The following is a 20714-nucleotide window of genomic DNA, read 5'->3' as shown; positions in this document are numbered from 1 at the left end:
TTTTTTTCTTCGGTGTGCTTTATGTCTATAGAAAATAAGAATTACTTCTTCTTCTCTAGGTCTATTTCTTTTTTATCTGCACTCTTATCTGCTTTAGCGTCTTTACCACCAAAACGATTGGTTGTAAATTCTCTAGAAACTGCTGCTTTTTCAAACTTCAATTTACCAGATAATGTCTCGATAATCAAGCCATCTTCCATTACTTGAGCAATCCTTCCATGAAGACCAGAAGTAAGAACTACTCTACTTCCTACCTTTAGATCATCTTGAAATTTTTTCTCTTCTTTTTGCTTTTTCATTTGTGGTCTTATCATCAAGAAATAAAACCCTACAAACATTACACCCATCATGATAAGCATCATTGGAGAAGAACCTCCTGAAGGCGCAGCTTGTAAAAATACAGTCAACATAATAGTTTTGGATTAAGGATTAACAGTTGCCGAGAATGTAAGTTTGATTGGAGATTTCTCTACATTCGCGAATACGTCAGCATATTTATCTACAGCACCATCAAAAGATGAAGAATCAAAGCTAAGTGTAATTTGTCCTTTTTTACCAGGTAAGATAGGCTCTTTTGTGAAATGAGGTGCAGTACAACCACATCCTGGTTTTACTTCAGAGATTACCAAAGGAGTTTTCCCTGTATTTGTAATTTCGTAAGTGTGTTCTACTTTAGCTCCTTTCTTTATTTTTCCAAAATCATGATTATTTTCAGATAAAGCTACAGTAGTACTTGGAGCACTAGAAACTGGTGCTACCGATGCTTGAGCCACAACTGCTGTAGAATCAGCTACGGTAGAGTTGCTAGAAACCACGTTTTGCGAGTTTGCAGTATCTGCCTCTATAAGCTCTGTACTAGTAGTTTCAATAGTTTTGTTTTCATCTTTTTTGCAAGATACAAGTCCAAATCCGATAACTGCAATTGCAATGATTGATACGATTTTTTTCATTTTAAATTCTATTTAGGTCTTTACAATATTTATCTAAAATTCCGTTGATAAATATATTAGATCGATCTGTAGCATATACCTTTGCGATCTCGATATATTCATTAATAATTACTCTAGAAGGTGTTAGAGGAAAATGATCAATTTCAGATATAGCAATCGTTAAAATTACTTTATCCATCAATGATATTCTTTCCAAATCCCAATTGTCAAGTTTCTCGCCCAATTTCTTCTCATTAGCTTCCCAATTATTGAGAGTACTTTTTAATAATTTTGAAGCAAAATGTTGGTCTTCTACATCTTTTATCATTTTTATTAAAGTACGAGATTCTTCATCTTCCTTTATGAATCCGATTGTTTTCTGAACCATAGAGTTGGCGATATGCATATCATTCCCCCAAGTGATTTCTCTGTCCATGATATAATCTTGAAAATCGTCGTTTTCAGCAATATATCTTAAAAACAATTTACCAATAAACTTTTGATCTTCATCAAAAGAATATCCTTCCTGCTTCATGAAATCTTGGTAACGCTTTCCAGAAGTCATTCTCTGAAAAGTCTTTACGAGCATATCATCATGTAAATCCCATTTCAAATCTTTGTGTTGGCCAGAATGATATAATCTTTCTGGGTTTTCCTCAAGTTTTTTAAGGACTTGATTGTTGATAAATTTCTGATTTGGATTGTCGTCTACATCAGTTTTAAAATATTTATTCTTCCCTATTTCCATTTGGTTCTCTGCTAAATCTTTTAACGCAACCAAGAAATTCAGCTGGCAAATATAAAGATCGTAGATTTTCTCTATACTAGAGAACATGTTTTTTTCTAAAACATCGAATTTTATTGGATTTTGGTAGTAAGAATACACACTTTCTACTACTTTTTCACGGATTTGTCTTCTTCCTAACATTCAAAGAGCTTTTTAAGATTGCAAAGATACAAAATTTAAAAGTTATGAAATTCGTAGTCTTACTCTATTTTTGTAATTTTGTAAAAGTTTATGAAAGCGCTAAAAACATTAAACCCATATTTTTGGAAGCACAAAATATTATTATTTTGGGGATTGCTATTCATCATTGCCAGCAATTTTTTTAATATTTATAAAGTTCAATTTGTAGGAAAATCCGTAGATTCCCTTAGAGAGAGCGGCAACATAGGTTTTAATCAACAGGTTTTAATCTATGTGGCAATAATTGTTGGATGTTCTTTGCTTACAGGATTCTTCACTTTTATGATGAGACAAACTATTATTGTTGCCTCTAGAAGAATTGAATACGAACTAAAAAATAAAATTTATAGACATTATCAGGAACTTTCTCTTACAGACTACAAACAAACTACAATTGGTGATCTGATGAATAGGCTAAGTGAAGATGTAGTTGCGGTAAGAATGTATCTTGGTCCTGGCGTAATGTACGTAGTAAATCTAGCCATACTTTTGACCATTACTTGCATCTATATGCTAAAGACGGACACTTCCATGACAATTTGGACGCTGGTTCCTTTACCAATACTTTCTTTTGTAATTTTTAAAGTGAGTTCTATTATTAATAAGAAGTCTAAAATAATGCAGAAAAGCCAATCTGCGATTTCTACTTTCGTACAAGATAGCTTTTCTGGAATTCGTGTAGTGAAGTTTTTTGCGAAGGAAGAATATATTAAAAAAAATTATGGCATTAAAGTTACCGATTATCAGGATAAAGCTTTAGATCTTGCCAAAACCGAAGCTTATTTTTTTACCATTATATTATTTGTTATTGGATTATTGAATGTAGCTGTAATCCTTATTGGTGGCGAAAAATATATTGCTGGTGAACTTTCTGTAGGTAAAATTGCTGATTTCTTTATGTATATTAATATTCTTATTTGGCCATTCTCTATGGTAGGTTGGGTAACTTCGGTGAACCAGCGTGCTGAGGCTTCTATGCAAAGGATAAACGAGTTTTTAGATAAAAAATCGGATATCATCAACAAAACAAATGAAATTCTTCCCATAAAAGGAACAATAGAATTTAGAAATGTATCGTATACCTACCCCAACACAGGAATAAAAGCTTTAGAAAACTTAAGTTTCACCATAGAAGCAGGACAATCTTTAGCAATAATGGGGAAAACAGGAAGTGGAAAATCTACAGTGGCTTTGCTTTTATGCAGATTAATTGATCCAACCGAAGGAGAAATCTTAATAGATGGAAAAAACTTGAAAGAGCATAATCTAGAAAATTACAGAAAATTCATCGGATATATTCCTCAAGAAAGTTATCTCTTTTCAGATTCCATAGAACATAATATCGGATTTGCAGTAGACAATCCTTCATTAGAAAAAATCACAGAATACGCCAAGATTGCAGATGTGCATAAGAACATTATCGGTTTCAAAGAACAGTACAAAACGCTAGTTGGTGAGAGAGGAGTGATGCTTTCGGGAGGTCAAAAGCAAAGAATTTGTATTGCAAGAGCCCTAATAAAAGACCCAAACATCCTTATTTTCGATGATTCTTTGTCTGCATTGGATACAGAAACCGAGCAAAATATCCTCCATAATATAGCAACCAAAATACACAACGTTACCTCTATAATCATCACTCACAGAGAGTCTAGCGCACAAAGAGCAGATAAGATCATCTATCTATCCTAAATTGCTAATTTGGTAACTGCAACGCTCATTCTTTTGGAATTGTTAAATAAATCATAAAAAAAATTTTGTGATTAAAAGAAATCTTTTATATTTGTTCTATACAAGATTAAAAAATATTGAATAATGAGTGAATATAAGGAGCGCCATGAAAATGAAATTTTCACAAAGGTGTTAAAAGCAGGCAGAAGAACATATTTCTTTGATGTGCGTGAAACTAAAGCAGGGGATTATTATCTGACCATTACAGAGAGTAAAAAGAATTTTGGAGAAAATGGAGAGGCTTCATTCGAAAAACACAAAATATACTTATACAAAGAAGATTTTAAAAGCTTTCACGATATGTTCTCAGAATCTACAGATTTCATCATTAATGAAAAAGGGGAAGATGTAATCTCTGAAAAGCACGACAAAGACTTCAAAAGCAAGACGTACACCATAGAATCTGACGAAGAGTTGTAAATAAATACATCAATTACAAAATATTAGCATCTTTATAGGATGCTATTTTTGTTTTAAACTTGAAATTTAACATAAAAAAAATAACACATTTTCTCTAGAGAAAATGTGTTATAATGGGGTGAATGAGGGGTCTCGAACCCCCGACCTCCGGAACCACAATCCGGCGCTCTAACCAACTGAGCTACAATCACCGTTTGGTTGTGCAAATATAGAAAAAATATTTCATCTACAAAACAATTCCGTCAAAATTTTTAAAAACTATTAATTTTTCTGTTGTAAACCCTTCTGCATAGGTAACTCCCGACAATCTTCCAAGGTCTTGCGCGCGGTAAGTAAGGCTTTCCAAAAAGTCTTTTGTGGCGATTGGCGTCACCGGATCTGTAGACGTAGGATCGTAAAACTGGGTTTTATACGCTAAACATGCATCCAATTTGGTTTGCATATAATCTGATATATCCATTACGAAATCGGGCTGAATGTGTTTCCATTGTATGTAATGAAAAATTTGTTTTGGTCTCCAAACTTCTTGGCTTCCTACATCATCTATTGTCTCTATTTTTCTTAAGCCAGACAAAAAACACGCATCAGAAACCAATTTTGCAGCCTTTGCGTGATCCGGATGACGATCATCAGTCGAATTCGCTAATACAATTTCTGGTTTATACTTTCTTATCATCTTAACAATACGCATTTGGTATTGCTCAGAATTTTCCAAAAATCCATCTTTCATTTCCAAGTTTTCCCTAGCCAAGACACCAAGAATTTTCATTGCATTTTCCGCCTCTTCTTTTCTCGTAACGTCTGTACCACGAGTTCCCAACTCACCCCTTGTAAGATCTATTATAGCGCAAGTTTTACCTTCTGTGATCAATTTGGCAATTGTGCCACCACACCCCAGCTCTACATCGTCTGGATGTGCTCCTATGGCTAATATATCTATTTTCATAATTTCTAATAAAAGTTTAATAAAAAACTTCCCAAACTAAAAAGTTTGGGAAGTTCAAATTTATAAAATACAAATTATTATTTGTTGATTTCTGCATTTAATTTCACAGCATCCTGGTAAGTTGGATCTAGCTGAAGTGATTTAGCAACATAATCTTTAGCTTTTGCCAAGTCACTATCCTTAGATAAATAAGCAACGGCAAAATAAGCATAAGAAAGTGTTTGCTTGTTCGCTTCCATTTCTTCTGGTTTTACTGTTGAAATATATTTCTCATAAGATAATTTTGCAGCATCATTATTTCCTGCTTGTTGGCTTGCATAACCTTGGCTATAATACGCTGGTGCCCAATCTGGTAACAACGCACTCATTTTTTGCCAAGTAACCACTGCTCCATTCCAGTTTTTCACTTCCTGGTATGCGTTAGCCAATTGGTAAAGTGCATCAGAATCTTTTGCATTTTCAGCTACCTTCTTTTTCAATTGTTCTACAGCTGGACTTGTAGGCCCTTCATTAACAGCTGATTGAGAAACTGCTCCCCCGCCATTAATTTTAGCCAATTCCAAGTCCCACTTCAAAGTTTCATCTTTTGCAGCTTTTGCCAATGCAATTTTCTGTTGGGATTCCGAAGTTAGTGCAGCTTTTTTAGCAGCATCTTTTTCATTTTTAGCCAAACCTGCCGCAATTAGTCCTTGCAAGCCCTGGTCAGCTAGTTGCACTCTAGAAGCTTCTGCTTTAGAAACAAATAAATCTATGTTTTGTTTTGCTTCAGGATACTTTCCCTCTGCATAATCTACATAAGCAAGCAATTTGTATTTGATAGGATCTTCTACCTTATCGAAAATCTTATCTAAAATTACTTTAGAGTTTGTATAATCTTCATTAGTGAAATACAATTTTGCAATCTCCAGTTGTGTATATGGATCTTCGTCAGCATATTTAGTATAATTGATAAGATCTTGAGTTGCCTTTTCGTTCTCTTGATATTTTATATTATAGGCAGCCATTGCTTTATATGCTGGTGCATAGGTTGCATCTGTAGCAATTGCTTTATCAATACTAGTTTTTGCCTGTTGCCACTGTTGTGCAGCCATCCATAGTGTTCCTATTCTTGTATATACTGACGCTTTATTTTGAGCTAATGGTAGAGCTTTGTCATATGCCGACATTGCATCACCTGGTATTTTTTTCAATCTGTAAGCATCACCAAGCGTATAGTAATAATATGCTGGAACTCCCTTTTTAGACCTTTCAATCGCTTTATTTAAAAACTTAATAGCAAGATCAGGAGAGTTATTCTTATCAAATAATGTTAAAGCTTCTGCAGCTCTGAAAAGCACTTCTGCATCTTTCTCCTTAGAATCAGCGACAATCTTTTGAATTTCTCCAATTGCAGCTTTATCTCCTTTACCCAATTTTACAGTAGCCAAACCTATTTTATTTAAATAACTTTTAGCATCAATAGCTAAACCTTTATTGAAGCTTTCTGTTGCTTTCGCATAATCAGGTTCAGATTGTCTTAGATATGTATTTCCTAAATAGAAATTATTTTCAGCAGTTGCATCTTTTGCTACTAACTGAGTGAAATTATTTTTTGCTTGAGCAAATTTATCGCTATCGATACTATTTATACCATCTTGTAAACTTTGTGCAACAGCAAAATTGCTAAAAAATACAACCGCCGCTCCTAGCGCAATTTTCTTTACATTCATAATCATTATATCTGTCATTATATATTTACTAAATTGAATTTGTTTAACACAATTTTCAGACCAAAACTAAGATTGGGTTTGTGTCTTGGATTATTTTAATACTTTTTAACGCATTTGCACTTTTCTACCATAAATATTATATTGTTGCAAACCTTCTTTCTGTACAATTTTTTGTCCAATATCTGTACAAGAGTATCTAACGAAACCACCTGCCATATTAAAGCCACTATCATTTGTTATAAAGTGAAGAACTCTAGTGAATGGATATTTCATTTCTCTTAATCCTTCAAAATCTGTAGTGTACAATTTTCCGCCAACTTCTACTGGTAATACTTTTATTAAATTTCTTAATTTCTCAGCTTCTTTATCATAAGGTCTGCTGATCGTATTAAGACCTATAACACCAATTTTAGATGGATATTTATTAAGTTCTTCAATAACATTAACGTTTCCCGGAATAATTGAAAATTTCAAATCTTTAGGTTGCTTTTTCAATTTCTGAGCTACAAAATTAAGGTTACTAGAATTTACTCCATCGAATATAAAAGTTTTGCTATCAGATACCATTCCTTTTGCAATTTCCTCCATTGATATACTCGTTTTGGAAGAGTTTTTAGGAACTATAAAAACTACTGCATCAGCAGCGAATCTCGCTGGAGTATATTTTAACTCCACATTTTTCTCATAAACCTTTATTTCTTCAGGTGTAAGTTCTCTAGACATCACAGCTATTTTTGCTCTGTTATTTAGAATTTCAAGTAAAGCCAAATCCTCTTTCATGGTTTGCACCTTGATTTTTGATTCTGGATAACTTATCATATACCCATCTGCTAAAGCTTCAGTAACACTTTTGAAAGATTCATCTGTAAGAACAGTAAGTTCTCCATTTTGATAAGTACTTGATGGTTTATCATTTTTAGAACAACTCGAGATCACAAGCATTATACTTAGTAATGCAAATCTAGTTAGACTCTTCATCTTCTTTATTTTTAAGCTTTAACACACCGTTCCAAATTCTGAAAATCCCGTATAAAATGATAATAATTCCAAACCCTAAAAGTAAAGTAGGATCGAAACTCTTGAATGAAGTTCTGTACATCAACATCATAACACCCATTACTATATAACAAAATCCTGTAAAGAAGGATAAATATTTGAAAATCATAAAACAAAAGTATTAAAAAAAATAAAAAGAGAAGCCATAAGCTTCTCTTTTTTATTGATATTTAAAATATAAATTAACCTTCAAAGTTCATGGTTAATGGTAATCTAAATCTGTATCGAACAGATTGACCATTAATCTTTGCCGGTGTCCACTTATTTTTAACAGACTTAATAGTTCTTACAGCTTCAGCGTTGAAATCTGCATTTTTACCATTAGCCTTCACGTCTGTTATAGATCCATCTCTTTCTACTACGAAAGTAATTTCAGTTTTGACAGTTCCTTCATCACCGTTCATTGCTGAACCATCAAAGTTACCAGATACTTTATTTCTAAAAGCATTGATACCTCCTGGGAACTCTGCTGTTTGCTCTACCTCGCTGTATACTTGTGTATCGCTTACCTGAGGCTTCACTTCAGCTGTAGACGTTCTAGTCCCAGTAGATGGTGGTGGTGGTGGTGGAGTATAAGCTGGAGCTTTTACCCCTTCTTGATTTACCAATCCTGTTGTAGTTTCTAATTGCTTAGAAATTGGAGGTGGTGGAGTCTCTATTTTAGGAGCTCTTACCGGTTCCGGAACAACATTTTGAATAATCTCAATTTTTTCCTCCTCAACTTTTGGTGGCGGAGGTGGCGGAGGTAATTCTTCTTTTGGTTCTTCTATAATTTTATCTTCTTCTAAAATTTCAACCAAATCAGCTTTGACCTCTACCTTATCAGGTTCGTTCATGCTTTTGATTGTAAGATATATCAAAGGAGACAATGCAACTACCAAGAATAATCCTGTACCTACAAGAAAAGATCTGGTTAATAATCTTGGATACTGAGTTCTAAGATCATAAGCACCGTATTCTCTGTTTCTTTTTTCAAATACAATCTCATCTAAAGTTAGATTTTGATTATAAACATTTTCGTCTGCCATTTTTAATGCAAATTAATTAATGGTTAAATTACTTAGTAGGTGATGCTGGTGCTGTTGTACCCGCAACTTTTCTATCGTAGATTGCTTTTTCCCAAGCCTTCAAATCGGTTACCCCGTATTGTTCGCTTTTGGTGATTGCCATCTCATCAAGAATGTCTACAAAGTTTTTATATACTGCATCGTCAGTAGGTTTGATAATTACTGTAAATTTAGTTTTATCAGCTGCTCCTGCTTTTGCTTGCTCAATAATCTTTCTAATTCCTTCTCTATCAAAGGTAGTTTCATTAAGATTCTGGTCCGTCAAAGATGTATTATCTTGTTGGTGCCAAAATACTCTATTATCTTTACCTAATAACAAAGAAATTGAATTTGAAAGTTTAATTTCAGTTGGTGGTGGCTTTGGAGCATTTGGATCCGGTTTAGCCGGCAGCCCTAAATCCATCACGTTGGGTTTACTAAAAGTTGATGATAACATAAAGAACATCAATAGTAAGAAATTCAAATCAACCATAGGTGTCATATCGACAGCTGGGTTATTCTTTTTGGATCGTACTTTACCGCCTTTAGCGCTTTTATCTTGTACCTGTACTTGTGCCATTTCTTCTAATAATTATTCGTTAGGTTTACCTTCTTGTGACGTAATCAACCAAAAGTTAAGAAATTTTATATCTCTTAAACCCTCAAATAAACCTTTAATTTTAGGATACTCAGTTGTCACATCACCCTTAATCGCTAATTTGTATTCAGGGTTTACGCTTAAACTTTGTTGTATCCAATCTACCAATTGCTTATTTGTACTGTCCATAGGAATCCCTGTAGGACTTTTATAATTCTTCTGCTCATCTTCTGGCATATCCAAATAACTTTTCAATTGAGTCATAGGAACTCCAACTGATTGTAATTTTTGGAAAGCAGCTTTTTGATTATTGTCGAAAGTAATATTATACTTTTTACCCATATTTTCTAAAAGCTCTAATCTCTCTGATGCATTTTCTACAGGTTGGAAATAAAATTTCCCATCTGGTGTAGCATTTACCGTCATAAGACTGGCATCAGGAAGTAATTTCTCTGAGATTGAAGATGGCGGTTTGATCTGCTCTACGTCAGGCTTCTTAAACTGCGTAGTCATAATAAAGAATGTAAGTAGTAGGAACGTAACGTCACACATTGCCGTCATATCCGTAACTACTCCATGTCTTTTTGGTTTTATTCTCGCCATTATTTATTATCTAAATTAATTAAAACTTCTTATATATTTGAATTGATCGTAAATATTTTTACGTCACTCAAATTAATGAAATTCTGCAAAAGATTGTTGGATACTCATTGCAATCTCATCGATTTTGTAAGTAAGTCCATCAATTTTAGATGTAAAGAAGTTATAAAGAATAATCGCTACAGCTGAAGTACCAATACCCAATGCAGTGTTGATCAATGCTTCAGAAATACCAATTGATAATGCTGCAGCATCTGGTGTACCACCACTTGCACCTAATGCGAAGAATGCTCCAATCATACCAATTACAGTACCTAATAGTGCTACCAACGTTGCAACTGTACCTAACGTAGAAAGAATCATCATATTTTTCTCTAACATTGGCATCTCTAAAGTAGTAGCCTCTTCGATAGCTTTGTTAAGAGCAACCATTTTTTGTTCTTTATTAAGAGTAGTATCGTGAGCCAAAGCTTTGTAAGTCGTAAGACCTTCTTTTACTACGTTACCAACAGATCCTTGCTGTCTGTCGCACTCTTCTAAAGCCTCATCAATTTTATTTTGATTTAATAAGCTTCTAATTTTCACTACGAAGTTATCAACATTTCCAGTACCAGTAGCTTTACCAAGTACGAAATATCTTTCGATAGAGAAAACGATAACAATAATCATGAATGAAATCAAGAATGGTACAATAATACCTCCCATATAAATCATTCCCATAAAACCTAATGGATGTAAATTCTTAGCTTCTACATCGGTAAATTTAACTGAAGGACCTGTTAATGCAGGATCAGCTTTAAAGTTACCTGGGTTACCCAATACGAACAACCAAATACAAAATCCTAGAGCTATTAGAATAGGAATAATTACAGCTGGATTAAGACCTCCCGCTTTTCTAGCAATTACTTGCTCATCATTTTTTGAAACATTCATTTCCATATTTAACTAAATTATATTGTTTTAAAATTTTTTAAGTTTGTAAAATAATGGCAAAATTAATTAAAATACTAATAAATTTAATAAAGATTTTGCCTTTTTTTATTATCATCAAAATACCCTAATTACGATATCGTAATTATATTGGAATATTTTATTGATATTTATCAGTTTTCTAACTTACATTAAAATATCACAAAAATTAGTGACTTAAAATTTTGAATTTACCAATGTTAAATTTTATTATAATACAATGTTCACAATTCTCTGTGGCACTACAATAATTTTTTTCGGAGATTTTCCGTCTAAAATTTGTTTTGTTTTTTCATCATTTAAAATAATTTCTTCAACCTCTTTTGGAGATAATGTTGCTGAAAGTGCTATTTTAAATCTCATCTTTCCATTAAAGCTAACTGGATATTCTATCTCGTCCTCTACTAAGTACTCTTCTTTCAAAATTGGGAATTTCTCAAATTCAATAGAAGTTGTATTTCCTAGTAAGCTCCATAATTCTTCACAGATGTGAGGCGCATAAGGGGAAATAATAACGGCTAAAGGTTCTAAAATATTGCGCTTGTTGCATTTTATTTTTTGAAGCTCGTTCACAGCAATCATAAATGATGACACCGATGTATTGAAAGAGAAGTTTTCTATATCATAAACTACTTTCTTTATTAAGGTATGCAAAATTTTGTACTCTGCTTTTGTTGGCTCTTCTTCTGAAACTTCAAAAACCTCGCCATTAAAATACAGATTCCAGAATTTTTTCAAGAAACCATATACTCCACTTAGTCCTTGCGTATTCCAAGGCTTAGATTGCTCTAGTGGACCCAAGAACATTTCGTATAATCTAAGGCCATCCGCACCATATTCTTCACAGATGTCATCAGGGTTTACAACATTGTATTTAGACTTAGACATTTTTTCTACTTCACGCTCTGTGATGTATTTTCCATCTTCTAAAGTAAATTCAGCATCTTTAAATTCAGGTCTCCAAGCTTTGAAAGCTTCAGTATCCAATTCATCTGTTGTTCCTTTTAACAATGAAACATCTACCGGAATTTGTTGAGTAGTATATTGGTTTGATAAATTTTTAGATACAAATTGATTTGTACCTTCAATTCTGTACGCATAAGCGCTCATTCCCAAAATCATCCCTTGGTTGATTAATTTTTGGAAAGGCTCTTCATGTTTGATGTATCCTCTATCTTTAAGGAACATATTCCAAAAACGAGAATATAATAAGTGACCCGTTGCGTGCTCACTTCCTCCAATATATAAATCTACTTGTCCCCAATAGTCAGAGAGATCTTTATTAGCAAAAACCTCATCGTTATTAGAGTCCATATATCTTAGGAAATACCAAGAACTTCCTGCCCAACCTGGCATTGTAGACAATTCTAGAGGAAATACCGTTTTATCATCTATCAAGTTGGTATCTACCACTTTTTGGTTGACTTCGTCCCAAGCAAATGTTTTTGCATTTCCTAATGGTGGATCTCCGTCTTCCGTTGGTAAGTACTTTTCTACTTCTGGCAATTCTAATGGAAGTGCATAAATAGGTAATGTATAAGGCATTCCTTCTTTAAAATAAACAGGAACGGGTTCTCCCCAATATCTTTGTCTAGAGAAAATAGCATCACGCTGTCTGTAGTTGGTAGTACCGTGTCCTATGTTTTTTTTCTCTATGGCATCTATAATTAAAGCTTTTGCTTCGTCATATTTTAGACCATTCAAGAAATCAGAATTTACACAAGTACTTGTTTTAGAATCAAAAGATTTCTCTTGAATATCTTCTTCGGTTTCAACTACTTTTTTTATTTCTAGATTAAATTTCTTAGCAAATCTATGATCTCTTTCGTCATGCGCAGGAACAGCCATTACAGCACCCGTACCATAACCCATCAATACATAATCTGAAATATAAATTGGCATCTTCTCTCCACTAAACGGATTGATAGCAAAACTTCCGGTGAACGCACCACTCACGTTTTTCACATCAGCCATACGATCTCTCTCCGTTTTCTTCGATGTTTCTTCTATATAATTTTCTACTTCTGCTTTCTGAGCTTCTGTAGTAATAGTTTCTACCAAAGGATTCTCTGGAGCCAAAACCATAAAAGTAGCCCCGAAAATAGTATCAGGACGTGTAGTAAATACTTCAATAAAGTTACTACTAGTTGACTGGGCGTTTTCATCATCATCATTATCCTCAGAAGCTTTCAAATTATCAATTTGAAACTTTACTTGTGCACCTTGAGATTTCCCAATCCAATATTCTTGAGCATCTTTGAGAGGTTGAGGCCAATCTAAAGTAGAAAGTCCTTGCAATAATCTTTCAGAATAAGCAGAAATTCTCATGCTCCATTGCATCATTTTCTTTTGGAACACAGGGTAACCTCCTCTTTCAGATTTTCCGTCTTTTATTTCGTCATTTGCCAAAACTGTTCCCAAACCAGGACACCAGTTCACGGTAGTTTCTGCCCGGAAAGCCAAACGATAATTTAGCAAAATATCTTCTTTGTCAATTTCAGAAGCATTTTTCCACTCTTCAGCAGTAAAATTCAGTTCTTCAGTTTGATTGGCATTTACATGTAATGTACCGTTAGCTTCAAACAATGCAACTAACGTGTCTATAGATTCTGCTTTGTCAGTATCTTTATTATACCAAGAATGAAATAACTCTATAAAAATCCACTGTGTCCATTTATAGTAAGAGGCGTCAGAAGTTCTTACTTCCCTACTCCAATCGAATGAAAATCCAATTTTTCTCAGTTGTTCTTCATATCTCGTAATATTGTCTTCAGTAGTAATTGCCGGATGTTGTCCAGTTTGTATGGCATATTGCTCAGCAGGAAGTCCAAAACTATCATATCCTACAGGATGTAGCACATTGTAGCCTTGATGTCTTTTGTATCTAGCATAGATATCTGATGCAATATAACCTAGTGGATGCCCAACGTGTAAGCCCGCTCCAGATGGATAAGGAAACATATCGAGTACATAAAATTTGGGCTTATCGGTTGCGTTGGAAGTTTTGTAAGTTTGGTTATCCTCCCAGTACTTTTGCCACTTTTTGTCTATCTGCTGATGATCGTAAAACATTTTCTAAATTTATATCAGTCACAAATTTAAGAATTTTGCTCACAACATCTACAAAAATTAAAATTATCTCCAAAATTGCTTATTAACAGATATTTAAACCATAATAAACACACTATAACAATCAACTTTTTTAATTTACTATATTGATAATTATGAATTGTTTTAAAAACTAAGGTTCATCAAAAGCTTTGTTGACCTATCAAATTAAATTTTAAAGTAACGCATATTGATTTTTCCTAAATTGCATAAAAATGAAAAATATGAAAAACCTATGGATTTTGAGTCTACTTATCCTACTGAGTTCATGCACTCAAGAGAAGAAAAATATCAATCCCGTAAAAAAAACAATCGAAAATAGAGAAGAAAATCTAATACCCGATTTATCTAAAAACTATTGGCATCTAGAGGGTAAAATTGGTGATAAAAATGTTGTTTTAGAACTTATTAAAACAAAACCTTTCGCTGAAACTGGAGGTGAACACCAAGGCAATGATAATTTTTCGGGTACTTATTATTATGAATCTGAAGGTATACCTATTAGTTTTCAAAAAAGAGATACACTTTTTGAAAATCATCAACTCAATCTCATCGCTTACAATACAAACGATGTAGAAAATGATGAAATTTTTGAGGGAAAATTTAACGGACTTTCTTATAAAGGGGTTTGGAAATATAAAGATCAAAATCTACCATTCGAGCTAAAAGAAACTTATGCAGATGGACAAATGACGTTTAATTTTAATCAAATATCTGAAATTATCAACTACAATAAAAATAGGGCAAGCTATGATATGAACATTTTTACTTCTGCCAAAAATTTTCAACTGAATGATAGTATACGAAGCTATTTGTTTGGTAAAACTCCGGAGAAAGACTTTACAAAATTGATGAATTCTGATTTTAATAAATATAAAGAATCCTACCTAGCAGAAAGCAAAGACAACGATAGCCTTGGATATAATGACGATGGATCGGTTTTCATGAATTATTCTTCCTTCAGAAAATTATATCCCATTATCAATACCAAAAAACTAGTTGTTTTAGAAGATTTCACCTATGAATATACGGGCGGTGCACACGGAATGCATGGAAGTAGTTTTATTAATTATGATGTAGAGAATAAGAAAATAATTAGAACTCATGATATATTCAAGGCGTCAACACCCCAACTAGATGCCATGATAAACAAAGCCGTACACGAAAAATACAAAATACCTTTAGACAAAAACCTTCAAGATGAGAATCTCAATGATGTCCCTTTTATAGCAGACAGCATACCGTTTACTGATAATTTTATTGTAACGAAAAAAGGAATTATTTTTTATTATAACGTCTATGAAGTGACGCCTTACGCGATGGGTCCGTACCAATTTTTCATGCCTTATGAAAAAATGAAACCTTATCTTAACCCGAATTTCAAGTGGTAAAAACAAAAAATCCTATCAAAAGATAGGATTTTTTTATTCTCTATTATTGAGGAATTCTCTTGAATGTATAAGTGGTAGATTTGTAAATATTCGGATTGCTTGTATCATCTATTTTTAGGTTTAAAGTTTCCGCATCTAGCAAAGTCACTTTTCCTTTATCCGACACTACAGTCCCTTGGTATTTTATTTCTACGTTTTTATCGCTACTATTATAAACATAGCTGAAATTTCTAGCTGAAACCACAGAACAAGTTACAGGATTTCCTACTTCTTCATTATTGGTTCTTTTACCTGTAGAATTTTCATTAAAAACCCATCGAGATTCTTGTTGACAAGTTGAATATACAACCTCGTCTGTGAAGGCTGCACCATTGATGTCTACCTCGGTTCTGTTCTCTTTTAAAGGTTGCCATGTTCCTACTAAAGGAAATTCTTGTACTTCCACAGCATCATCTTTACACGCCGTAGTCGCCATTAATGATAAACCTGCAAATAATAATGCTAATTTCTTCATATATCAAATTTTTCAAAGCCTAAAATTATGATTTTTTTTAAAAAATCAATCATTTTTTTTGAATTTTGAAATCATACTTTAAAATCTATCCTGAAAAATGGATTCTTAGAGAGTTTTCAAAGTTATATATTTGCAAAAAAACACATGCCCTCAGTTTCCATCATCACACCTTGTTATAATTCTTCAGACTACTTGCAAGAAACCATACAGTCTGTACTGAGCCAAACGTTTGCAGATTGGGAATGGCTGATAACGGATGATCAATCTTCCGATAACTCAGTAGAAATTATCAAAAAAATACAAGATCCTAGAATCAAACTAACCATTGCTGAAAAAAATGGAGGCGCTGGACACGCACGTAATATTTCTCTAAAAAATGCGAGTGGTAGGTACATTACTTTTTTGGATGCTGATGATTTTTGGGAACCCAATTTCCTAGAAGAAATGGTAAATTTTATGCAGAAAGAAAATGCAGAAATCGCCTACTCAACTTATGCAAGATGTGATGAAAATTTGCAACCTAGTATTGAAGATTTTGTAGCAGATAAAGAAGTAACTTTCAATAATCTCTTGAAAACTTGCAGACTATCTCTACTATCTTCGATGTATGACTCTAAAAGAGTGGGAAAAGAATTTTTTCCAGAAGGTAGCAAACGCGAAGACCATGTGATGTGGCTCAATTTGCTTAAAAAAATTCCTGTTGGCAAACCTTATCCAAAAACCATGGCAAAATATAGGATGCGTGCAACAAGTGTTTCAAGGAACAAAAAGAACATCATCAAAGACCAATATTTGGTTTATAAAGAATTTATGAATTTTTCTACAGCAAAATCATTGTATTATACCGCCAATTGGGCACTGAACGGATTTTTAAAATACTCAAAACTTTTTAACTAATGGAATATTCAAAAGAATTTAAAGCTGCACTAAGTAATTTTTCTTCTATAGAAAAAGATCGATTGATATTCAGATTGCTAAAGAAAGATAAACTTCTCTCCAAAAAACTCTATTTTGAATTGATAGATACCGAAACTGTAGATGATAAAAGATCTCAGATGGAAGAAATCATCGGTGAAAAGGTAATCACAGCTTCCAAATACATTAATAATGGGAAATACTTTCTTTTATTAATAAGGAAAATAAGCGCGGAGATTACAGAACACGTAAAAGTAACCTCCGATAAATATGGTGATATCAGCCTGAATTTGTACTTAGTTAATGAGGTTTTAAGAAATAATGAAAAATTAAACCTACAGAGATTTGATAACATTTACAAACTGTATATGTACTTGACCAATAAAATTGTGAAAGCGCTTATTTTAACCAAAAAAATTGATGTAGACTATTGGATGGAAATAGATCAGATTTTGGAAGAAGTGGAACCCAAAATACACGAAAACAAATATCTAGAAAAACTTTTCATCAATAACGGAATTGATTTTAATTGGCTTACGTGTGAAAAAATACCAGATCATTTTGATTTAATAATAAAAGACATCAAAAGCCAAGGATTTTTAAAATAATTCAACCTTTTTCACAATTAAATTTGATGCGTTTGGCTTTTCAAACACAAATTTCTCAGCATTGCGAGACATTGTGTGTAATTTTTCTTCATTATGTAAAAGAGAAATAGCAAACTGCGCAGCCAAGGTTTCGTTTTCAAAAGATTGTCCGCCCTTTGCTGAAATCAAATCGTCTGCTTCGGGATTTTTTTTGTACTGATTTCCAAACAAGACAGGTTTTCCAAATGTCGCAGCTTCCAAAATATTGTGCAAACCAGAAGTGTGAAATCCACCTCCAACAATTGCTATATCTGCGTAGCTGTATAATTTTGATAATAAACCAATGCAATCTATTATTAATATTTGCGCGTCTAGATTTTGATTTTTTTCAATTTCACTATACAAAATTGCATTTGGAAATAATTCTTTTAGTACAGAAACTCTTTTTAAGTCGTGTGGAGCAATAATTATTTTTACCGATGAATTCTTTTCTTCAATTAGTTTTGCAATTTTCTCTTCGGATTGCCAAGAACTTCCCAAAACAATTGATTTTTTATCCGCAATAAATACTTCCATAAAAGGAACCTTATTATCTCTTGCTTTTAAATCTTTCACACGATCAAATCTAGTGTCGCCTGTTATTGAAGATTTTTCTAAACCAATACTTTTCGCCAAAGCAAAAGAATGTGGTGTCTGATGAAAAAACCAATCTATATTCGCTTTTAGTTGTTTCACAAACCATTTTCCATACGTTCTAAAAAACGATTGCTTTTCGTAAAATAAAGCCGATATGACAAAGGTTTTTGCTTTTCTTTTTTTAAGCTCTTGCAGAAGCAAATACCAATAATCATACTTCACCGTAAAAAATAGTTGAATATTTAACCCTTCCAAAAAAGAAGAAATCTCACTTTTAGTATCGAATGGCAAATAACAAATAGCATCAGCAATTGTTTTCTTTTTCAGCACATTATCATATCCTGAAGGAGAAAAAAAGGTAACTAATATTTTATAGGTTGGATATTTTGCTTTCAATTTTTCCAAGACTGGCAATCCTTGTTCGTATTCTCCCAAACTTGCAGCATGCATCCAAATGATCTGATCTGATGCAGAAAATGCAGAATGAACAATGGCAGAAGATTGCTTTCTTCCTTCAATGCCTTTTTTAGTTTTATCATTAAATAACGAAAAAACCTTCATCCCAAAAATGAGCAATTGAACAAAAATTTGGTATAGAAAAAACATGAATTACTTAGGTATTAGAAAGGACGGTGTAAACCATTATTGTAAGAAATAAACCAACAATTGGCAATACAATATTTGCCAACGAAGGTTTTTTATCAGCTACATATTTTACCGTAAAATCTTGAATAATAAAAAATAGCAACAAGCAAAAAAACAAGATAATTTGGGAAAACACAATTCCCATTTTGTATTGAGACTGCTCGTTTTCTGGAGTAATTTCTACTGTATAATTGGCACTTTCAGGAAAATTGCTCAAATAGAAAAACAAACCCAAAAGCAATGTTGCAATTATTGGTAAAAAATAAAAAAACTTCTTGCTAGAAAATCGGTCTGGCTCGCCAACAATATTAAAATGGGTTGGGATTTTATCTGGTAAATTTTTATAATTTTTAAACGAAAAAAACCAAACTCCAATAAGAAGCGAAATGTTTATTATTCTTAAAATTATAAAAACTGTATCCATATTATTTTAAAATTGATTTTATGACCCTCAGTTTATGAGTGTGTTTATTAAGTTCTTTATTGAAAATACCTGTAGAATCTAGCGTATCTATCCTCACTTTACCAGAAGCATGAATAATTTTCTGATTATCTAGCATAATACCTACGTGGATAATTTTACCATCAGAATTCTCGAAAAACGCCAAATCTCCAGGACGACTTTCTTCCACAAAACTCAATGCTTCGCCTTCTTCAGCTTGCTGATAGGTGTCGCGAGGTATTTTGATATCATGAATTTTGTAAACCAATTGCGTAAAACCCGAACAATCTACAGCGAAAAAGCTCTTTCCACCCCACAAATAAGGCACATTCAGGAATTCTTTGGCTGCTAAGACAATACTTTCTCTCAGATCATGGCTACGTCTAGAAGCCACGGCAGGATATTCCACCTCAGATCCCATAGAAAGTAAAGTTTTGCCATCATTGGTCATCACAGAAGAAAAATCTTCGGTGATCACGGTTACTTTTCTATTGGCAAGATACTCATCTGTAACTTGCTTTATCTGTTTGGTATCCATCCAACCTTCATATCCATCATAATGCATTTTTATCTTGGTCCAGTTTTTTATCACTTCCAAAATATCAGCGCTTTCTCCAAACAATATCTCCGTTACAATTTCTGCCTTGTCAGAGTTTTCTGCGCGCACTGGCGCCACTGTAACAATACAAACCCCTTTATTCATTTTATTATTTTAGAAATTATTTCACTTAGATTATCTTTTTATAATCCAAATAAATGATTCAATTACTTTCTTCTAAGTAAATTGATACCATCTCGCAAAGGTAAAATAAGATTTTCGAAATCATCATCCTTTGCTAGCAAATCATTGAGTTCCTTTATTGCTTGTGTCGATTTTAGTTTTGGAGATTCTTCCAATACTTTACCATACCACAAAACATTATCGAACATAACAATAGAGCCAGATTGGGTTCTGGGTTTTATTAATTTGAAATATTCTGCATAGTTCTCTTTATCCGCATCAATGAAAACGAGATCAAAAAACTCTTCTGTTTTTTTTAAGAAATCTTTGGCATCTTGCAATTTAAAAATAATTTGAGAAGCATATTCGCTCTTTTCAAAATATTTTTTAGGCAAATAAGACAATTCTTCATTGATATCCAAAGTTGTAAGTTTTCCCTCTTTAGACAACCCTTCAGCCATACAAAGTGCGGCATAACCCGTGAAAGTACCTATTTCTAAAATATTTTTCGGCTGAATAATTTTAGAAATAATAGTTAATAATCTTCCTTGTTGGTAGCCGGAAATCATGTGAGGCTGTGTTGTTTTCTGAAAAGTTTCTCTTCTCAATGCTTTTAGAATATCGGGTTCCGCTGAAGCATGATTTTCCAAATAACGATCCATCTCCGGGTGTACTTCTTCAAAAAAACTCATTTTGATGCTATTTTAATTTTCAAATTTACTTAAATATAAATAAATTTCCATAAACCCAAATATTATAATTATTAGGTTTAATTGTAAAAAAAATA

The 20714-nt window shown here is 33.0% G+C and carries 22 protein-coding genes and 1 tRNA gene; 5 read left to right on the top strand and 18 right to left on the bottom strand.

Annotated features, from left to right (window positions below; translation table 11 throughout):
• Positions 1-41 precede the first annotated feature (41 nt).
• From yajC to nusB, 3 genes are read right to left on the bottom strand one after another with little or no spacing between them, the layout of a single operon-like run.
• A complete protein-coding gene (yajC, locus tag ACKI42_RS02340) occupies positions 42-410 on the bottom strand; it encodes a preprotein translocase subunit YajC (protein ID WP_407402049.1) in 369 nt (122 codons plus the stop codon).
• 12 nt (positions 411-422) lie between these two features.
• Entirely contained in the window at positions 423-950 is a 528-nt protein-coding gene (locus tag ACKI42_RS02335) for a DUF1573 domain-containing protein (protein WP_407402047.1), read from the bottom strand.
• A 1-nt stretch (position 951) separates the two neighbouring features.
• A complete protein-coding gene (nusB, locus tag ACKI42_RS02330; protein ID WP_407402045.1) occupies positions 952-1857 on the bottom strand; it encodes a transcription antitermination factor NusB in 906 nt (301 codons plus the stop codon).
• Positions 1858-1947: 90 nt separating this feature from the next.
• Between nusB and ACKI42_RS02325 the strand changes: the two genes are divergently transcribed.
• Both ACKI42_RS02325 and ACKI42_RS02320 read left to right on the top strand, forming a co-directional pair.
• Complete coding sequence (locus tag ACKI42_RS02325) at positions 1948-3585, top strand: ABC transporter ATP-binding protein (RefSeq protein WP_407402043.1); 1638 nt, start codon at positions 1948-1950, stop codon at positions 3583-3585.
• Positions 3586-3708: 123 nt separating this feature from the next.
• On the top strand, positions 3709-4044 hold the full coding sequence (locus ACKI42_RS02320) for a DUF3276 family protein (protein ID WP_407402041.1): 336 nt from the start codon (positions 3709-3711) through the stop codon (positions 4042-4044).
• A gap of 114 nt (positions 4045-4158) precedes the next feature.
• Here the strand turns inward: ACKI42_RS02320 and ACKI42_RS02315 are convergent.
• The 10 genes from ACKI42_RS02315 to leuS form a co-directional block, all read right to left on the bottom strand.
• A tRNA-His gene (locus tag ACKI42_RS02315) sits at positions 4159-4235 on the bottom strand.
• A 35-nt stretch (positions 4236-4270) separates the two neighbouring features.
• Positions 4271-4990: a bacillithiol biosynthesis deacetylase BshB1 gene (gene bshB1, locus ACKI42_RS02310; protein WP_407402039.1), complete on the bottom strand. Its 720-nt coding sequence runs from the start codon at positions 4988-4990 to the stop codon at positions 4271-4273.
• Between the two features lie 77 nt (positions 4991-5067).
• Complete coding sequence (locus ACKI42_RS02305; protein ID WP_407402037.1) at positions 5068-6717, bottom strand: hypothetical protein; 1650 nt, start codon at positions 6715-6717, stop codon at positions 5068-5070.
• 87 nt (positions 6718-6804) lie between these two features.
• Positions 6805-7677, bottom strand: coding sequence for a PstS family phosphate ABC transporter substrate-binding protein (locus ACKI42_RS02300; protein WP_407402035.1), 873 nt, complete (start codon positions 7675-7677; stop codon positions 6805-6807).
• Complete coding sequence (locus ACKI42_RS02295) at positions 7661-7864, bottom strand: C4-dicarboxylate ABC transporter (RefSeq protein WP_407402033.1); 204 nt, start codon at positions 7862-7864, stop codon at positions 7661-7663. Before ACKI42_RS02295 ends, ACKI42_RS02300 begins: the two co-directional genes overlap by 17 nt.
• A 73-nt stretch (positions 7865-7937) precedes the next feature.
• Positions 7938-8783 (bottom strand): energy transducer TonB, encoded by an 846-nt coding sequence (locus ACKI42_RS02290; protein ID WP_407402031.1) that lies wholly within the window; start codon positions 8781-8783, stop codon positions 7938-7940.
• A 28-nt stretch (positions 8784-8811) separates the two neighbouring features.
• Entirely contained in the window at positions 8812-9381 is a 570-nt protein-coding gene (locus tag ACKI42_RS02285) for an ExbD/TolR family protein (RefSeq protein WP_407402029.1), read from the bottom strand.
• A gap of 12 nt (positions 9382-9393) precedes the next feature.
• Positions 9394-10002, bottom strand: coding sequence for an ExbD/TolR family protein (locus ACKI42_RS02280; protein WP_407402027.1), 609 nt, complete (start codon positions 10000-10002; stop codon positions 9394-9396).
• A 72-nt stretch (positions 10003-10074) separates the two neighbouring features.
• Entirely contained in the window at positions 10075-10938 is an 864-nt protein-coding gene (locus ACKI42_RS02275; RefSeq protein WP_407402025.1) for a MotA/TolQ/ExbB proton channel family protein, read from the bottom strand.
• 240 nt (positions 10939-11178) lie between these two features.
• Positions 11179-14040 carry a leucine--tRNA ligase gene (gene leuS, locus ACKI42_RS02270; RefSeq protein ID WP_407402023.1) on the bottom strand — a complete coding sequence of 954 codons (2862 nt, stop codon included), beginning with the start codon at positions 14038-14040 and terminating at the stop codon, positions 11179-11181.
• A gap of 251 nt (positions 14041-14291) precedes the next feature.
• Between leuS and ACKI42_RS02265 the strand changes: the two genes are divergently transcribed.
• The gene (locus tag ACKI42_RS02265) at positions 14292-15467 is read left to right on the top strand and encodes a DUF3298 domain-containing protein (protein WP_407402021.1); all 1176 of its coding nucleotides are present in this window, start codon (positions 14292-14294) and stop codon (positions 15465-15467) included.
• A 43-nt stretch (positions 15468-15510) separates the two neighbouring features.
• On the opposite strand, the gene ACKI42_RS02260 is transcribed toward ACKI42_RS02265, so the two are convergent.
• Positions 15511-15981, bottom strand: coding sequence for a hypothetical protein (locus tag ACKI42_RS02260; RefSeq protein WP_407402019.1), 471 nt, complete (start codon positions 15979-15981; stop codon positions 15511-15513).
• 144 nt (positions 15982-16125) lie between these two features.
• Between ACKI42_RS02260 and ACKI42_RS02255 the strand changes: the two genes are divergently transcribed.
• Together ACKI42_RS02255 and ACKI42_RS02250 are read left to right on the top strand one after the other, a co-directional pair.
• Entirely contained in the window at positions 16126-16878 is a 753-nt protein-coding gene (locus ACKI42_RS02255; protein ID WP_407402017.1) for a glycosyltransferase family 2 protein, read from the top strand.
• Positions 16878-17504: a deoxyuridine 5'-triphosphate nucleotidohydrolase gene (locus ACKI42_RS02250; RefSeq protein ID WP_407402015.1), complete on the top strand. Its 627-nt coding sequence runs from the start codon at positions 16878-16880 to the stop codon at positions 17502-17504. Before ACKI42_RS02255 ends, ACKI42_RS02250 begins: the two co-directional genes overlap by 1 nt.
• On the opposite strand, the gene ACKI42_RS02245 is transcribed toward ACKI42_RS02250, so the two are convergent.
• The 4 genes from ACKI42_RS02245 to ACKI42_RS02230 all read right to left on the bottom strand — a co-directional run bounded on the left by ACKI42_RS02245 (position 17496) and on the right by ACKI42_RS02230 (position 20619).
• Positions 17496-18725: a 3-deoxy-D-manno-octulosonic acid transferase gene (locus ACKI42_RS02245; protein WP_407402013.1), complete on the bottom strand. Its 1230-nt coding sequence runs from the start codon at positions 18723-18725 to the stop codon at positions 17496-17498. The two genes, ACKI42_RS02250 and ACKI42_RS02245, sit on opposite strands and share 9 nt — an antisense overlap.
• Before the next feature lie 7 nt (positions 18726-18732).
• The gene (locus ACKI42_RS02240) at positions 18733-19188 is read right to left on the bottom strand and encodes a DUF1648 domain-containing protein (RefSeq protein WP_407402011.1); all 456 of its coding nucleotides are present in this window, start codon (positions 19186-19188) and stop codon (positions 18733-18735) included.
• 1 nt (position 19189) lies between these two features.
• On the bottom strand, positions 19190-19909 hold the full coding sequence (locus ACKI42_RS02235; protein ID WP_407402009.1) for an NlpC/P60 family protein: 720 nt from the start codon (positions 19907-19909) through the stop codon (positions 19190-19192).
• Positions 19910-19971: 62 nt separating this feature from the next.
• Complete coding sequence (locus ACKI42_RS02230) at positions 19972-20619, bottom strand: O-methyltransferase (RefSeq protein ID WP_407402007.1); 648 nt, start codon at positions 20617-20619, stop codon at positions 19972-19974.
• Positions 20620-20714: the final 95 nt, after the last annotated feature.

The organism is Chryseobacterium sp. (genome assembly GCF_045629545.1).
GTDB lineage: Bacteria > Bacteroidota > Bacteroidia > Flavobacteriales > Weeksellaceae > Chryseobacterium.
The sequence above is the reverse complement of the archived record's forward strand: the minus strand, read 5'-3'. Positions and strand labels throughout refer to the sequence as shown.

Bases quoted from the DNA above. Each gene is read 5' to 3' on its own strand.
- ACKI42_RS02245 (WP_407402013.1), bottom strand. From the start codon at position 18,725: ATGTTTTTTCTATACCAAATTTTTGTTCAATTGCTCATTTTTGGGATG.
- ACKI42_RS02285 (WP_407402029.1), bottom strand. From the start codon at position 9,381: ATGGCACAAGTACAGGTACAAGATAAAAGCGCTAAAGGCGGTAAAGTA.
- ACKI42_RS02230 (WP_407402007.1), bottom strand. From the start codon at position 20,619: ATGAGTTTTTTTGAAGAAGTACACCCGGAGATGGATCGTTATTTGGAA.
- ACKI42_RS02335 (WP_407402047.1), bottom strand. From the start codon at position 950: ATGAAAAAAATCGTATCAATCATTGCAATTGCAGTTATCGGATTTGGA.
- ACKI42_RS02235 (WP_407402009.1), bottom strand. From the start codon at position 19,909: ATGAATAAAGGGGTTTGTATTGTTACAGTGGCGCCAGTGCGCGCAGAA.
- ACKI42_RS02290 (WP_407402031.1), bottom strand. From the start codon at position 8,783: ATGGCAGACGAAAATGTTTATAATCAAAATCTAACTTTAGATGAGATT.
- ACKI42_RS02240 (WP_407402011.1), bottom strand. From the start codon at position 19,188: ATGGATACAGTTTTTATAATTTTAAGAATAATAAACATTTCGCTTCTT.
- ACKI42_RS02260 (WP_407402019.1), bottom strand. From the start codon at position 15,981: ATGAAGAAATTAGCATTATTATTTGCAGGTTTATCATTAATGGCGACT.
- yajC (WP_407402049.1), bottom strand. From the start codon at position 410: ATGTTGACTGTATTTTTACAAGCTGCGCCTTCAGGAGGTTCTTCTCCA.
- ACKI42_RS02280 (WP_407402027.1), bottom strand. From the start codon at position 10,002: ATGGCGAGAATAAAACCAAAAAGACATGGAGTAGTTACGGATATGACG.
- ACKI42_RS02305 (WP_407402037.1), bottom strand. From the start codon at position 6,717: ATGACAGATATAATGATTATGAATGTAAAGAAAATTGCGCTAGGAGCG.
- ACKI42_RS02325 (WP_407402043.1), top strand. From the start codon at position 1,948: ATGAAAGCGCTAAAAACATTAAACCCATATTTTTGGAAGCACAAAATA.
- ACKI42_RS02295 (WP_407402033.1), bottom strand. From the start codon at position 7,864: ATGATTTTCAAATATTTATCCTTCTTTACAGGATTTTGTTATATAGTA.
- leuS (WP_407402023.1), bottom strand. From the start codon at position 14,040: ATGTTTTACGATCATCAGCAGATAGACAAAAAGTGGCAAAAGTACTGG.
- ACKI42_RS02265 (WP_407402021.1), top strand. From the start codon at position 14,292: ATGAAAAATATGAAAAACCTATGGATTTTGAGTCTACTTATCCTACTG.
- ACKI42_RS02250 (WP_407402015.1), top strand. From the start codon at position 16,878: ATGGAATATTCAAAAGAATTTAAAGCTGCACTAAGTAATTTTTCTTCT.
- nusB (WP_407402045.1), bottom strand. From the start codon at position 1,857: ATGTTAGGAAGAAGACAAATCCGTGAAAAAGTAGTAGAAAGTGTGTAT.
- bshB1 (WP_407402039.1), bottom strand. From the start codon at position 4,990: ATGAAAATAGATATATTAGCCATAGGAGCACATCCAGACGATGTAGAG.
- ACKI42_RS02255 (WP_407402017.1), top strand. From the start codon at position 16,126: ATGCCCTCAGTTTCCATCATCACACCTTGTTATAATTCTTCAGACTAC.
- ACKI42_RS02275 (WP_407402025.1), bottom strand. From the start codon at position 10,938: ATGGAAATGAATGTTTCAAAAAATGATGAGCAAGTAATTGCTAGAAAA.
- ACKI42_RS02320 (WP_407402041.1), top strand. From the start codon at position 3,709: ATGAGTGAATATAAGGAGCGCCATGAAAATGAAATTTTCACAAAGGTG.
- ACKI42_RS02300 (WP_407402035.1), bottom strand. From the start codon at position 7,677: ATGAAGAGTCTAACTAGATTTGCATTACTAAGTATAATGCTTGTGATC.